This is a genomic window from Cupriavidus sp. 09_S30, from assembly GCF_056930435.1.
Map to the genome: position 1 here is coordinate 1,579,481 of NZ_JBXOWI010000001.1, position 13,427 is coordinate 1,592,907.

Consider the following 13,427-nt stretch of genomic DNA (forward strand, 5'->3'; position numbering starts at 1 on the left):
CCGTCTCACACTTTTATACGAAGGGCGATTGAACTCCATGCTGACTGCGCACGACCCCGACTTGGCTGGCGCGTTGGAGCGTCATGTAAAGGTCCTTGCTGGAGACATCGGCGAACGCAACGTGTTTCGGCCGGACGCGCTGCATGCGGCAGCCGACTATATCGCACAGGAATGGGCCAAGCGTGGTTTTGCGGTGATGCGTCAGGAGTATCAAGTACGAGGCGTCTCCTGCGCCAATATCGAGGTTGCGCTCGCGGACTGCATTCAGGCAGACGAAATCATTGTGCTGGGCGCGCACTATGACACGGTGCGGAACAGCCCAGGGGCCGATGACAACGCCAGCGGTGTCGCCGCGCTGATCGAGATCGCGACCCTGCTTCAGGCCCTCTCGCCCCGGCACACTGTGCGCTGCGTTGCGTTCGTGAACGAGGAAGCGCCGTTTTTCTTCCACAAGGACATGGGCAGCCTGAGGTATGCAAGAGCCGCGCGGCTGCGCGGGGATCGCATTCACGTGATGCTTTCGCTTGAGATGCTGGGTTACTACCTGGACGAACCTGGCACCCAAAGCTATCCGCCGCTGCTACGCTATTTCTATCCAGGAAGTGGCAACTTTATCGCCTTCGTTTCCAATCTTCGCTCGTGGCGTCGCCTGCGATGGCTGGTCAATGCGTTCCAGGCCTCATCCAGTTTTCCGATCGAAGCAGCGGCGCTTCCGTGGTGGGTACCCGGTGTCGCCTCGAGCGATCACTCCTCCTTCTGGCGCCAAGGCTATCCGGCCATCATGGTGACGGACACCGCCTATCTGCGCAATCCGAACTACCATACCGCGCGAGATGTCCCCACCACGCTCGACTATGGTCGCATGGCCGCGGTGACGTTAGGGTTGGCCGCGAGCGTCGCGTCGCTGAGACCAAGGGGAATGAGTGCAGACAAGGCGTAGGCCGAACACATTTTCGCAACTCCGGGCAAAATGCGAAACCATTGGAGCACATGCGACCGTTCGTCCAGAAACCAGCCTGTCGTTAGGTCGGACCTTCAGGGGCGTTGCCTGTCTCCTAAAATATTATCAAGGTGTTGCGTAACCCGACTACGCTGCCAACGCGAACTTTTGGAGACCGTTAGAACCACGTCTCAATAACTGACGGGTGGTCTATGGTGCGATCACTTCGCTATTTGGGAGTCTTGGGAATCTGCGCTTTGTTCACTGCGTGCGGAGAGATTCCGACCAAGCATGCTGCGTGCAGAGTCTGATTCCTGTCGCCCTCGGCACGAGCACGAGATGTTGCAATCCGGCGAGGCGTCATGGTATTCGGCAACGTTCCAGGGGCGTCTTACCGCAAACGGAGAGCGCTACGATAGCGGCGCCTTGACTGCCGCCCATCGAACATTACCGCTCGGCAGCCATGTGCGCGTCAGATCGCTGGCTACTGGAAAGTCGGTTGTCGTTCGCATCAACGATCGCGGGCCATACGTCAAAGGTCGGATTATCGATCTCTCTTACGCTGCGGCGGAAGCCTTGGGTTTGCCAGACGCGCGGTCGATGCGCGTGCAGATTGAACGTTGATGGTCTGCTTTGGGCCGTCTTCTGCGCCAGTTGCTGCCGTTCGCTTTCGCGCCTCACCGTCATTCAAACGGCTGCTCCACTTGAAAACTGGTCACCTGCGTTTCTAGCGTGCTCGTTGGATTGCCGGCGTTCGGCGCCCCGGATTTGCTGCCTCTGAGTCCTCGTTGCAAGGAACGCCTTGCGGCAATAGTGCTAGCATCGGCATAAGCGAAAGTCATTTCGAAGTGGTCGGACCAGTGAGACATGCCATGCAAAAAGACAACCCGGAATACGCGTCGCAGGTCGCGGATATGGTCGCCGGACGCATAGAAAGCCTGATCGTCGACGGCGTCCTGAAGCCGGGGCAGCCGCTGCCTTCCGAGCGACGCCTGACCGTCAAACTGGGCGTGTCGCGGTCCGCCGTGCGGGAGGGGCTGCAGGTGTTGCGGACGCGCGGAATCATCGAAACCGCGCACGGACGCGGCTCATTCGTCGCGGCGCTTACGTCGCAACCGGCGCTCACGCCGATGATGCATCTCCTCGGCTCACAGCCGAGAACCCTATACGACATCTTCGAAGTACGCGAGATGCTCGAGGCCGAATCGGCGCGTCTTGCTGCGCTTCGGGGCACGCAGGCGGATTTCGCGCTGATTACCCGCCGCTACGAGGAGATGCTCGCCGCGAATGAAAGCGACGTCGGCGAGTCGACGCGCGCGCGGCTTGACTATGCCTTCCATCTTGCGATCTGCGAGGCATCGCACAATCCGGTGCTCGTGCATACGCTGAGTTCGCTCACCGATTTGTTGTTGAGTTCGGTCTTCGCCTCGGTCAACAACCTCTACCATCGCGAGGCGGAAAAGCGTGTGATCGACAGGCAGCACGCCCGTCTCTTCAAGGCCGTGATCGGCAAGCAGCCGGAGCAGGCGCGCAAGGCTGCCAGTACGCATATCGCCACCACGATCGCCAGTTTGAGAGAAATCGAAGCGGAGGAGCAGCGTCTGGTGCGGGCGACACTGCGGCTCAAGGGATGGGCATGACGCGAGCAGGAGCACGAGCATGCGTCCGTCCCGGACGCCCGCGTCGGCATTGATTTGCGCGGGAAACCGCGCCTGGCACGACAAAAATTACTGGTCGGACCAGTGCCATAACGTCTCGACAGTCTCCTACTGGCGCGGAACAATGCGCGCTAGCAAACTCAGTTGCGGTGGCAAGCCGCACACGAATCAGGAGACTCGCGATGACCCCGCACGACCCGACAGGCGCGTCCGCCCGGCCCGCCTCTGGCAGATCCCGTACCCACGCTCCAGTTGCAACGACCGCATTCGAAAATGCGACTTACGCGAAAGTGACTTGGCGTCTGCTGCCGTTTCTTTTCATCTGCTATGTCGCGGCCTATCTGGATCGCGTCAACGTCGGATTTGCCAAGCTGCAAATGCTCAGCGACCTGCGGTTCAGCGAGTCGGTGTATGGGCTTGGTGCGGGGATTTTCTTCATCGGCTATTTCGTTTTCGAGGTGCCGAGCAACATCTTGCTGCATCGCGTGGGTGCGCGCGTGTGGATCAGCCGCATCATGGTGACATGGGCGCTGGTGTCGGCAGCGTCGCTATTCGTGAAGACGCCGGCCATGTTCTATGCGCTGCGTTTTCTCCTCGGCGTCGCGGAGGCAGGGTTCTTTCCGGGTATTGTGCTGTATCTGACGTACTGGTATCCGTCGGCGCGCCGTGGCCGCATGAACGCGCTGTTCATGATCGGCATTCCTGTTGCGGGCGTGCTCGGCGGCCCGCTGTCAGGCTGGATCATGCAGGCATTCAACGGCGTGCGGGGTCTGTCGAACTGGCAATGGCTATTCCTGCTTGAAGCGATTCCGTCGCTGGTGCTGGGCATCGTCACGCTGTTCGTGCTGCCGAACGGCATCCGCGCCGCGGCGTGGCTCGACGAGCGGCAAAAGCAGCTTCTCGAGAACAACATCGCCCGCGACGGAGTTGTGGGCGCGGAGGCGTCGCTGCGCAGCATCGTGTCGAATGGGCGTGTCTGGCGGCTCGCGGCGATCTACTTCTGCTGCATGATGGGTCTCTACGGCGTGAGCTTCTACTTGCCCACGCTGATCAAGGCGGCGGGCGTCAAGGACACACTGGATGTCGGCTTGCTGACCGCGGTGCCTTATGCGGTCGCGATCGTGTCGATGATCCTGGTCGCGCGCAGTTCCGACCGTCGCAATGAGCGCCGCTGGCATCTCGCGATGGCGGGCGTCGTCGCCGCAGCGGGCTTTTACGCAAGCACACTCAATTCGGGGAATCTCGCGCTCGCATTGTTTACGCTGTCGCTCGGCACCGCTGGTGTGTTGTCGATGATGCCCGTCTTCTGGACGTATCCGAGCAGCGTGCTGACGGGCACGGCCGCCGCTGCCGGCATCGCGATGATTAATTCGATCGGCAATCTCGCCGGCTTCGTCAGCCCGTCGATCATCGGATGGATGAAGGACGTGACGCATAGCACGAACGCCGGTCTCGTCGTCGTCGCGGCGGCGCTGTTGGTCGGCGCGGCGCTGACGCTGACGCAGCGCGCGACGTCGGCATCGGCGGCGGCGTCGATGCCGAGCCGGGCTTGAAGCGGCGCTTGCGTTGATACGTGATCGAAGGTCGCCATGTCAGATACAGCTTATTCCGCCATTACCGCCATCCCCCTCGGGGATACGCGTAGAACGTTGCTCGCCTCACTCGGCGATATCGTTGGCGCGCGCAACGTGCTTACCAGCGATGCGAAAACGCGCCGCTACCGCACTGGCTACCGTTTCGGGGCGGGCCGCGTGCTGGCAGTCGTGCGCCCCGGCACGCTGGTCGAACAATGGCAGGTGCTCGCCGCATGCGTCGCCGCGCGCGCGATCGTCATCACACAGGCGTCGAATACCGGACTGACCGGGGGGTCGACGCCCGATGGCGACGACTACGACCGCGACGTTGTCATCGTCAGCACCACGCGCATCCGCCGCGTGCATCTGATCGGCAACGGGCATCAGGTGGTCTGCATCGGCGGCACGACGCTCGATCAACTCGAACGCACGCTGAAGCCGCTCGGACGGGAGCCGCATTCGGTGATCGGCTCGTCGTGCATCGGCGCGTCGGTACTGGGCGGCGTCAGCAACAATTCGGGCGGCTCGCTCGTGCATCGCGGACCGGCTTATACGGAGATGGCGATGTTCGCCGCCGTCGATGCATCGGGCACGCTGCGGCTCATCAACCATCTGGGTATCGAGCTCGGCAGCACGCCGGAAGAGATTCTGTCGCGCGTGGAAAACGGCACGTTCACCGACACGGACATTCGTAGCGGTGTGGCGGCTTCGGATCACGATTATGCGACCCATGTCCGCGATATCGATGCGCCCACGCCTGCGCGCTTCAACGCCGATCCACGGCGCCTGTTCGAAGCGTCCGGATGCGCCGGCAAGCTGATGGTATTCGCAGTGCGTCTCGACACGTTCGCGGCAGAGCAGGGCGCGAAGGTGTTCTACATCGGCACGAACGATTCGTCCGTGCTGACCGACATCCGACGTCACGCGCTCGCGAATTTCGCGCACCTGCCGATTGCGGGCGAATATCTGCATCGCGATGCGTTTGATGTTGCGCGCAAGTACGGCAAGGATCTGTTCGTCATCATCGACAAGTTCGGCACGAACCGGCTGCCGATGTTCTTCAATCTGAAAACGCGCTGCGATGCGTTGTTCGAGCGCCTCGGCTTCATGCCGAAGCATTTGTCCGATCGCGTACTGCAATGGATCAGCGAGCGTTTGCCGGATCATCTGCCTGCGCGGCTGAAGGCGTACCGCGATGAGTACGAGCATCATCTGATGCTGAAGGTGCCGGCGGCGGGCATCGACGAAGCGCGCGCTTTCCTGTCGAAACGTTTCGCGCAATCCGGCGGTGCGTATTTCGAATGCACCGAAGAAGAAGGCCGCAAGGCATTCCTGCACCGCTTCGCGGCAGCAAGCGCGGCCGTTCGATACCGCGCGGTCCATCATCGCGAGGTCGAGGATATCGTTGCGCTCGATATCGCGCTACGACGCAACGACCGCGACTGGTTCGAGCAGCTGCCGCACAAGATCGAACGTGCGATCGTGCTGAAGCTGTATTACGGGCACTTCCTCTGTCATGTCTTTCACCAGGACTACATCGTCGCCAAGGGCAACAACTGCCTCGCACTCGAACACGAGATGCTTGAGCTGCTCGAGACCCGCGGCGCCGAGTATCCCGCCGAGCACAACGTGGGACACCTGTACGAGGCCAAGCCGCAGCTCGCTGCGTTCTATGAGAGGCTGGACCCGTGCAATTGCTTCAATCCCGGCATCGGAAAGACTTCGAAGTTCGCTGCCTATCGCGACTTCAGCGACTGCACAGTTGAAGCATGATGGCAATCTCACCAGCAGCGCCACGCCCTCTTTGAGAAAAGTATCACCATAAATATTCATGACATCTGTGGTGAACTTTCTTTAATTGCCTTCCTGCGCGCGCCACCTAACCTTGCAGCACGTCGCGCCACTGCCGGCGCGCTGCTTTGCCTCGGGAGGGCGCCATGCAAATCAAGCTTGTGCTGTTTGGCGAGAACGTCGGCATCCCCAAGACCCCACTCACCATGGGCCTCGGTCTGGTGTCGCTGTGGGTTGACGGCCGTGGCTTCACGAGCGCCACCAACGATCTGGGCGGCCTCGGCTATGTGCTGCTCGAAACCAAGGACGTCGACATCGGCAACATCGACGCTGAGCGCCAGCAGGTCTTCACCAAGCTGCACGGCGGGCTGGTGCGCTTCCAGATCCAGACCAACAAGTTCATAAGGGATGGCGGCATCGCGCATATCCGCCTGACCGCGCAGCGCACGCAAGATGGAGGCGTGGCCGAATCGTCGCTCGAATTCATGGCCGAGAACTGCACCGGGATCTCCCTGACGGCCGGCCCGATCGAGTTCACTGCCGAGCTGCTGCAAATGGCGCAGGCGGTCGCCATGGATGCGCAGCTCGTGTCCGATTACGTAGTGCTCGCCGTGGCGGAAGCCGCCGGCGACGCGACCAACGCCTGACGCGCGCATCCGCGCGCCCTGCGGGAGGGGATCATGGCTTTACATCAGATCGAAGTGCCGTGGAAGCTGAGCTATGACGTCGGGGTCGGCGTGGACTTGGCCTCGGGCAGCCCGATGAACAAGGTCGTCGACGGGGTCGCCGATGGCGTCGACAACGCCCAAGGGGCGATGGTGGACCTGTTCGTGCAGCGCATCCAGTCCACCGAGGACCTTGAACGGTCGCTTGGCATCAGCGCGGAGGCCAGCTACGGCTGCGGCTGCTTCGGCGGCGTGTCGGCGCGCTTCAATTTCGCGCAGAGCTCCAAGATCCAGACAAACTCGCTCTTCATGACCATCACTGTCAAGGTGGAACTGGGCGCGCTGTCCATCGACAAGGTCAAGCTGGACGCGGAGGCGGACGCCACCGTCGGCAACTACGAGCTGTTTGCCACGCGCTACGGCAATATGTTCGTGCGTGGCCTGCGACGCGGGGGCCTGTTCATCGGTGTGGTCCAGATCAACACGCGCAATGAAGACGAGGCCACGCAGGTCTCGGCCGCGCTGGGCGGCAGCTATGGGCTCTTTTCCGCGCAGCTGGAGACCAGGCTCAGCGACGTCAAGAAGACCTACCAAGCCGAGGTGCGCGTGCGCATGTATCACGAGGGCGGCCCGGTGGACCTGACGCTGGACGATCCAACCGATCCGATGCAGCTGCTGCGCAATGCGAACCTGTTCCTGAAGAGCTTTCGCGACAATGGCAATGCCATGGCGGTGCCCCTCTCGGTGGCACTGGCGCCGATCTCGATCGCCAACGGCACGCCGCCGCCCAACGCCGCGCAGATCGAGCACGCGCAGGACATTCTCTTGTACTGCGCCAAGCGGCGCAGCGGCATCCTGGACCAGCTCAACCTGCTCGATTTCATCAACGACAACAAGCCCAAATACGACCTGAGCAATGGCGCCACGTGGGACGCGGTGCGCGCCGCGATCCAAGACTTCCAGGCCGATCTCGATACGGTCGCCGCGTGCGCGAGCCAGGCGATCAATCATCCGGATCAGGCCGTTATGCCGACCGACTATGCCGCGCAACACGGCAAGGTCTTCCCCAAGGCGAGCTTCCCCACGCCGATGCCGGTGCCGATCGGCGGCAAGCTGGTCGAGGTGCCCGACTTCAGCGAGTGCGCGACGGCCGATGCCTGTCGCACGCTGGCCAAGGCGAGCGGCCTCACCCTCGGGTTCGAGCAGCGCCAGCCCCCCGGGCCATTCCGCGTGCTGGACTTTCAGCCGCCCAAGGGGACCCCCTTGGCCGAGAATGGCACGGTGACCATCGCCTGCCCTGCGAGCGACCACAAGTTCGATCTCATCAAGGTCCGGGACTGGCAGTTCGCCCGCGTGGCGGACCAACTGGTCCTCAGGCCGCGCGGCTAAAACGCCGGTAAGGTTCGCGTGAGCGCGGCGCGGCCGGCGCGGCGTGGTGGCGGTCTCAGTGCGCCTCGTCCGCGTCGTCTTCGTCGTCATAGCACTCCGAGGCCCCCCGCAGCAATGTCCAGATCAGTACTCGTAGTGCCAGTTCGCCTGAGTGCCCGCTGCAGGGACCAAATCAGCCTCTCGAACTTGAGTCTTCTAAGTCAAACGTGGAAGCTGCCGTTGAGATCGCGTAGGGTCAATAGGGCCGAAGTGGGTCGCGAAGGGACAGCCGGGTAGGCAAAGCGGGCCGAGGTCTCCTACCGGCCATTTTGAGTCAGCCGGTCACGGATCGGTGAAGACCGAAACGGCCGACGGAACGGCCGCCCAAGATGATTCAGTCGCCCGTCGAGCCGGCAATTATTCCGCCAGCTTGCCGCCCGATTCCGCTTTGTCGACGAGGAAGCGAGCGGGTTCGATACCCATCGCGCGCAAGCCGATGACCACCTTTTGCAGACCTACGGTGTCGGCCCAGCACATCGGGCCACCAGTGAAGATCGGCCAGTTGTATCCCAGAATGCACGCGACGTCGATGTCACTGGCACGAAGCGCGATGCCTTCCTCGAGCAGCTTCGCGCCTTCGTTGACCACCGGGAACAACAGGCGACCAACGATTTCCTCATCGGACAGCGACGGACCGCCGCGCTTAATCCCCTTGTGTGCCGCGACCGCCGAGATGACTTCGGCTGCGACAGGACTCGGCGAGGCGTTTCGATTTTCATCATAGTCGTAGTAGCCGCCGTTCTTCTTCTGCCCCAGACGTCCCAGGGCGACCAGGTCGCCATTGACGGTCCGCTCAGTCGCACCGCGTCCGATAACATCGAGACCGACCAGGTCGACCATACGGAACGGCCCCATGGCGAACCCGTAGTCATACATGGCTCGATCAATATCCTGGGGACTCGGACCACGCAGCACGAGATCCGTTGCATGGACCCCGCGCTGCGCCATCACGCGATTGGCAATGAAGCCGTGGCAGACGCCCGCAAGGACGGGAACTTTGCCGATGGTCTTGCTAAGCGCCATCACAGTCGCGATCACCGTTTTGGAGGTCCTGGCACCCCGCACGACTTCGAGCAGGCGCATGACGTTCGCGGGCGAGAAAAAGTGCAGGCCAACGACCCACTCGGGTCGCGAGGTGGCAGAGGCAATCTCGTTCAAATCGAGGAAAGAGGTGTTGGAAGCCAGGATCGTTCCCGGTCTCGCGATCTTGTCAAGTTTGGTGAAGATATCCTTCTTGAGCGCCATCTCCTCGAACACGGCTTCGATCACCAAATCGACATTGGCCAGCGAGTTCATCTCCAGGGAGGGGGAAATCAGGCCCATGCGGTCTTCCACCTGCTGTGACGTCATGCGGCCCTTGGCTGCCGTTGCCTCGTAATTGCGGCGAATGATGCCAAGCCCGCGGTCAAGCGCTTCCTGGGAGGTCTCGACCAGCGTTACCGGGATACCGGCATTGAGGAAATTCATGGTGATGCCGCCACCCATGGTCCCCGCACCGATGACACCGACGCGCTTCAACGGCAGCGTGGCGGTAGTCGCCTCGATGTCCGGAATCTTGCTGGTCTGACGCTCTGCGAAGAAGTAGTAGCGCAAGGCTGCGCTTTGCGTTCCGCTAACCAGCTCCATAAACAGTTCGCGCTCGCGCTTGATGCCTTGATCAAAAGGCAAGTCTGCGGCAGCCTGGACTGCGCGTGCGATGTTGACCGGTGCCTTCAGGCCGCGGAACGCTTTGCCGTTGCGAGCGAGATACTCCTCGAAGAACTTAGCATTCCCGCGATGCAGTTCGACCTTGTCCTGCCGATCGCGGACCCGAACGAGCGGCTTGCCTTCCCCGACAAGCTTGAGCGCGAAGGCGATTGCGTCTTCGCGCAGTCGTCCTTCGGCTGCGATGGCATCGATCATCCCAAGTTCAAGCGCTTTGCCGGCACGCACCGGCTTACCGCCGGTCATGATGTCAAGCGCGGTCGGGACGCCAACGATTCGTGGCAGGCGTTGCGTGCCGCCCGCACCCGGCAGCAAGCCAAGATTCACTTCCGGCAAACCTACCTGGGCAGAGGGAACGGCGATCCTGTAATGGCAAACCAGAGCGAGTTCGTAACCACCGCCGAGTGCCGTTCCGTGAATGGCGGCGACCACAGGCTTTTTGATGTTTTCGATCAGGTCCAGCACCTGACGAAGGTCGGGATTCTGGGGCGGCTTGCCAAATTCGGAGATGTCCGCACCCGCAAAGAACGTGCGGCCGCCGCACATCAATACGATGCCGTTCACGTTATCGTCGATCGCAAATTTCCGAAAACCCTCGTCCAGGGCAACGCGCGCCTTGACTCCCAACGCATTCACGGGAGGGTTGTCGATGGTGATAACGCCAATGCCGTCGACGACGTCGAAAGTGCCAACTTCGTTCATTGCAGGTTCCCTTTAATTGTTGTCAGTGGTGATGGGCCGGTACACGACCGGCTGGTGTGCAGAATTTGTGCAGGCGGGCCCCAGGGAGATGCCATCGGCTATACATCCCCAGTGCCACGACCCTTAGGCGTAAGAACCGGGTACTGCCGCCGTGGCCGGGGGCGCTCGGCGGTAAGCCCATGCGAGGGTGATCCGGGAGACAAGAGCGCGCGGATTCATCCCGGTCAATGCGACAATCGGGCTTCCGTCGACGGTCATCAGTTTGGCCATCCACGTGATTCTGGAGATTTCGTCAGGGCCAGCATCGTCGGAAGCGACGAATGTGGGGCGCGACCGCGGCGCGACGATGTCATTCATGACGAGCCCCGGAGTTGCCGTGGGCGATACCTCCGAGACGGCAGCATTCCGCAAGGGGGGCAGGGAATGGCGGAAGACCAACTGCCCGGCCGCTGCTGCCGGCCACCGCCGTGGCCGAAGCTCGTCTGGTCCGCCTACCACGAGGCAGATTGCACTGGCACGTGCCGCCCGAGCTAGCGGCGCACGACGCTGCGCTGGGCCCCAAGCGCGCGGTGCAGATCGAGGTGCTGATGACGCTGCTGGGACTGAGCGCCGTGATCGGCATGGCGCCGGACCGCATCCTCTACTTCTGGCACTACGGCACGGCAGCGGCACCGCTGTGGAACGGCCCCTTCTTTCGCACCTGGCCAGCGGCCGGCTCGTAGACCTGCTCGCCGGCGTCCGAATCCGGCCAGAAGCGGCCCTTGGGGTAGTTGCCTGAATCCGTCACGCGCGCTGGCCGCTTACGTCAAGCACTCGGGTGGAAACGTAGGTGCGGGCCCCATCTGGCCATTCCACGCGTACCTCGGTCGGGCTCACGACGCGGGTAACGGTCAGGCGCTTGCCGCGAAATACCCAACTGGTGCCGGGCTTGTACAGGCTCGCGCGGCATGCCGCGCGGCGTTGTCTGCTGTTCATGGTTGGGGGTCCGGCCCGCCGTTCGGGCGGGCTGTGGTTTTCGTCAGGTGGGTGACGCGTCGGTCGCGCGCTCGACTCAGGGACGGCGCGTCACGCAGGCCAAAGCTTACACGACCCCGCCCGGGGGCCGGCCGGTGTCGGAGTCCGGCCATGAGCGGCCGTTGGCATTTCGTGAACGTAGTTGACGGCCCTGCGCTTGTGGGTTGTTCGCCCTGAAGGCGAGCACTATTATGAAAATTCTGCTTGCCGATACATCGAGAGCTGTCTTGGGAGGTGTCATGAATCCCCGACGCGTTCACGAACTTATGTGTCAACATTTTCCGCCTGTTAACGCAGCGTCAAGAGATTGGATACACATTGTTGGGCCCGAAGGCCTTCGAGAACAGGAACTACTGTCCCTACTGGACGAGTTCATTCCGGCCGAGCACGTCCTCATTGAAGTACATCGAAAGCTCGGCGACTACCTCTGCAAGAATGAAGCCGTTGCATTTTCTGCCGCGCACTGGGGCGAAGGCGAGATCCACATGGCCGATCGAGATTTTCGCGGTTTCGTTGTCATTGGTCATAATGGCGTCGCAACTGGATGGTCCAACTGATGCCTTTGCACTTGCGAAACCTACCACGAGTTGAGGCCCGCAGAAATCATCTCGCGACGATGACCCTATCTACTTTGGCTCACTTTTTCCTACCGACTTGGGCCCAGCCGACTGGCTCGGTCTCCAAATGCACTCTGCGGGTGCTACGCGGAGGCGACTTTGCGCCATCACCAGGGCTTTGCTCCGTGAATCCATTTTCGGAGATCACTCGTGATTGATCGCGAAATCCTACTCGGAAGGCTGACGGAAGGTGACATGATGTTTCCTGGCATTACCTGCTGGTAGCGGATCAAATGAAATTAAAACATCGGCCACGAAAACCAGTTTTGCTTGCTTCGCTGATGGCGTTTCTGATAGGTCTTCTTTTGTTCCTATTGCGACTATTTTTTTCACCAACCTCCCTACCCTTGGTGGAGGCGGGAGGCCTATTTTGGGTAGCGGCATATTATCTCGTTCTCGCGGATAATTATTTGAAGAAGATTCCAGTTCAGACTAGGGGCGGGCTAGTTCGATATGAGGAATGCCCGAGAAAGTATCGAAGGGTATTTATATTCATGGCCACCCTGGGTATTTTAGTTATTATTGGAATTCTGGGATCCATAATTGTGCACTGATACCTCCACCGCGGGCCGCTGCGTCGCAAAGTGCCGCCCATGCAGCCGTGCGACCTCTGCATGACCCGGACAGTGCCGAGGCGTGGCTGTTTCTGGCCGATTTCGGGCGTCGGCGGCCAGGCCCTCCGGACGTCCTAGATCGGCCATGAGGAGTCGTTCGGTCGCCCCTTTACTAGGACGTTCAGACGCCCGAAGTACACCCCAAAGCCGCCGTTTGAAGGCGACTACGCACTTCGCCTTGCGTATTAGATCACTCGCGGCATCCCACGGCCTGCATCGCCTGGTTATCTGTGTTTTCCAGCGCACGCACAAGCCGGCCGGCCATTGTTAATGTTTAGGACTATGAAGCGACGATGAACTGAGTGATTGAAGCACGATCCGTAGCTGACTGTCGCCCGATTTGTAGGCCGACCTCGCGGACGGACTAGCATACGGAATGGCTCTTGGCGCTCTTGCTCAGCTCACCCGTTTGTAATGGGTAGTCAAAATTCCCACGGATTACTCACAGGAGCCGGTGAATGGTAGAGCCAGATGAGTTGCTCGTAGGCCGAGTATATTTTGATATCTATTACGAAGACGAGAATCTTCGTTACCCTTTCATCCACACCTACGAATACTGCGGGCGCGCCGATTGCGGAAAGTACGAGTTCCGGCAGATCGGAACCAAAGACTATTGCCTCATGGGGGAAGAGGGCGTGAGGTCCATGGAGCGTGTTGATGAATTAGCGACGTCGCTCAGTGAATGGGGGCTTAAGAATCCCGATCTTTTGCCATAGGCCC

At 61.1% G+C, this 13,427-nt stretch carries 12 protein-coding genes; 9 read left to right on the forward strand and 3 right to left on the reverse strand.

Translation table 11 applies throughout. The features are described from left to right. Nucleotides 1–37 precede the first annotated feature (37 nt). From AC1Z3O_RS07615 to AC1Z3O_RS07645, 7 genes are all read left to right on the forward strand, one after another. Entirely contained in the window at nt 38–940 is a 903-nt protein-coding gene (locus AC1Z3O_RS07615; RefSeq protein ID WP_483517542.1) for a M28 family peptidase, read from the forward strand. A 339-nt stretch (nt 941–1,279) separates the two neighbouring features. After that, nucleotides 1,280–1,564: a septal ring lytic transglycosylase RlpA family protein gene (locus AC1Z3O_RS07620; RefSeq protein WP_483514865.1), complete on the forward strand. Its 285-nt coding sequence runs from the start codon at nt 1,280–1,282 to the stop codon at nt 1,562–1,564. 248 nt (nt 1,565–1,812) lie between these two features. Then, the gene (gene glcC, locus AC1Z3O_RS07625; RefSeq protein WP_483514866.1) at nt 1,813–2,580 is read left to right on the forward strand and encodes a transcriptional regulator GlcC; all 768 of its coding nucleotides are present in this window, start codon (nt 1,813–1,815) and stop codon (nt 2,578–2,580) included. A 200-nt stretch (nt 2,581–2,780) separates the two neighbouring features. Next, nucleotides 2,781–4,151: an MFS transporter gene (locus AC1Z3O_RS07630; protein WP_483514868.1), complete on the forward strand. Its 1,371-nt coding sequence runs from the start codon at nt 2,781–2,783 to the stop codon at nt 4,149–4,151. A gap of 36 nt (nt 4,152–4,187) precedes the next feature. Next, complete coding sequence (dld, locus tag AC1Z3O_RS07635) at nt 4,188–5,945, forward strand: D-lactate dehydrogenase (protein WP_483514869.1); 1,758 nt, start codon at nt 4,188–4,190, stop codon at nt 5,943–5,945. A gap of 164 nt (nt 5,946–6,109) precedes the next feature. Then, a complete protein-coding gene (locus AC1Z3O_RS07640) occupies nt 6,110–6,610 on the forward strand; it encodes a hypothetical protein (RefSeq protein WP_483514871.1) in 501 nt (166 codons plus the stop codon). Between the two features lie 33 nt (nt 6,611–6,643). Beyond that, on the forward strand, nt 6,644–8,017 hold the full coding sequence (locus AC1Z3O_RS07645; protein ID WP_483514873.1) for a hypothetical protein: 1,374 nt from the start codon (nt 6,644–6,646) through the stop codon (nt 8,015–8,017). 396 nt (nt 8,018–8,413) lie between these two features. Here AC1Z3O_RS07645 and AC1Z3O_RS07650 read toward each other — a convergent pair whose 3' ends face one another. Further along, on the reverse strand, nt 8,414–10,462 hold the full coding sequence (locus tag AC1Z3O_RS07650; RefSeq protein WP_483514875.1) for a 3-hydroxyacyl-CoA dehydrogenase NAD-binding domain-containing protein: 2,049 nt from the start codon (nt 10,460–10,462) through the stop codon (nt 8,414–8,416). A gap of 506 nt (nt 10,463–10,968) precedes the next feature. Here AC1Z3O_RS07650 and AC1Z3O_RS07655 point away from each other — a divergent pair. Further along, nucleotides 10,969–11,184, forward strand: a complete 216-nt coding sequence (locus tag AC1Z3O_RS07655) for a hypothetical protein (protein WP_483514877.1) — start codon at nt 10,969–10,971, stop codon at nt 11,182–11,184. Nucleotides 11,185–11,245: 61 nt separating this feature from the next. Here the strand turns inward: AC1Z3O_RS07655 and AC1Z3O_RS07660 are convergent, their stop codons facing one another. Both AC1Z3O_RS07660 and AC1Z3O_RS07665 read right to left on the reverse strand, forming a co-directional pair. Next, on the reverse strand, nt 11,246–11,437 hold the full coding sequence (locus tag AC1Z3O_RS07660) for a hypothetical protein (RefSeq protein WP_483514879.1): 192 nt from the start codon (nt 11,435–11,437) through the stop codon (nt 11,246–11,248). A 398-nt stretch (nt 11,438–11,835) separates the two neighbouring features. Further along, nucleotides 11,836–12,003 (reverse strand): hypothetical protein, encoded by a 168-nt coding sequence (locus tag AC1Z3O_RS07665; RefSeq protein WP_483514881.1) that lies wholly within the window; start codon nt 12,001–12,003, stop codon nt 11,836–11,838. 1,162 nt (nt 12,004–13,165) lie between these two features. Between AC1Z3O_RS07665 and AC1Z3O_RS07670 the strand changes: the two genes are divergently transcribed. After that, nucleotides 13,166–13,423, forward strand: coding sequence for a hypothetical protein (locus AC1Z3O_RS07670; protein WP_483514883.1), 258 nt, complete (start codon nt 13,166–13,168; stop codon nt 13,421–13,423). The last annotated feature ends 4 nt before the right edge of the window (nt 13,424–13,427 follow it).

What these genes read in the sequence shown, in the direction of transcription:
- AC1Z3O_RS07620 (WP_483514865.1), top strand. Translation starts at nt 1,280, where the DNA reads ATGTTGCAATCCGGCGAGGCGTCATGGTATTCGGCAACGTTCCAGGGG.
- AC1Z3O_RS07640 (WP_483514871.1), top strand. Translation starts at nt 6,110, where the DNA reads ATGCAAATCAAGCTTGTGCTGTTTGGCGAGAACGTCGGCATCCCCAAG.
- AC1Z3O_RS07670 (WP_483514883.1), top strand. Translation starts at nt 13,166, where the DNA reads ATGGTAGAGCCAGATGAGTTGCTCGTAGGCCGAGTATATTTTGATATC.
- AC1Z3O_RS07615 (WP_483517542.1), top strand. Translation starts at nt 38, where the DNA reads ATGCTGACTGCGCACGACCCCGACTTGGCTGGCGCGTTGGAGCGTCAT.
- AC1Z3O_RS07660 (WP_483514879.1), bottom strand. Translation starts at nt 11,437, where the DNA reads ATGAACAGCAGACAACGCCGCGCGGCATGCCGCGCGAGCCTGTACAAG.
- dld (WP_483514869.1), top strand. Translation starts at nt 4,188, where the DNA reads ATGTCAGATACAGCTTATTCCGCCATTACCGCCATCCCCCTCGGGGAT.
- glcC (WP_483514866.1), top strand. Translation starts at nt 1,813, where the DNA reads ATGCAAAAAGACAACCCGGAATACGCGTCGCAGGTCGCGGATATGGTC.
- AC1Z3O_RS07650 (WP_483514875.1), bottom strand. Translation starts at nt 10,462, where the DNA reads ATGAACGAAGTTGGCACTTTCGACGTCGTCGACGGCATTGGCGTTATC.
- AC1Z3O_RS07665 (WP_483514881.1), bottom strand. Translation starts at nt 12,003, where the DNA reads ATGACCAATGACAACGAAACCGCGAAAATCTCGATCGGCCATGTGGAT.
- AC1Z3O_RS07645 (WP_483514873.1), top strand. Translation starts at nt 6,644, where the DNA reads ATGGCTTTACATCAGATCGAAGTGCCGTGGAAGCTGAGCTATGACGTC.
- AC1Z3O_RS07630 (WP_483514868.1), top strand. Translation starts at nt 2,781, where the DNA reads ATGACCCCGCACGACCCGACAGGCGCGTCCGCCCGGCCCGCCTCTGGC.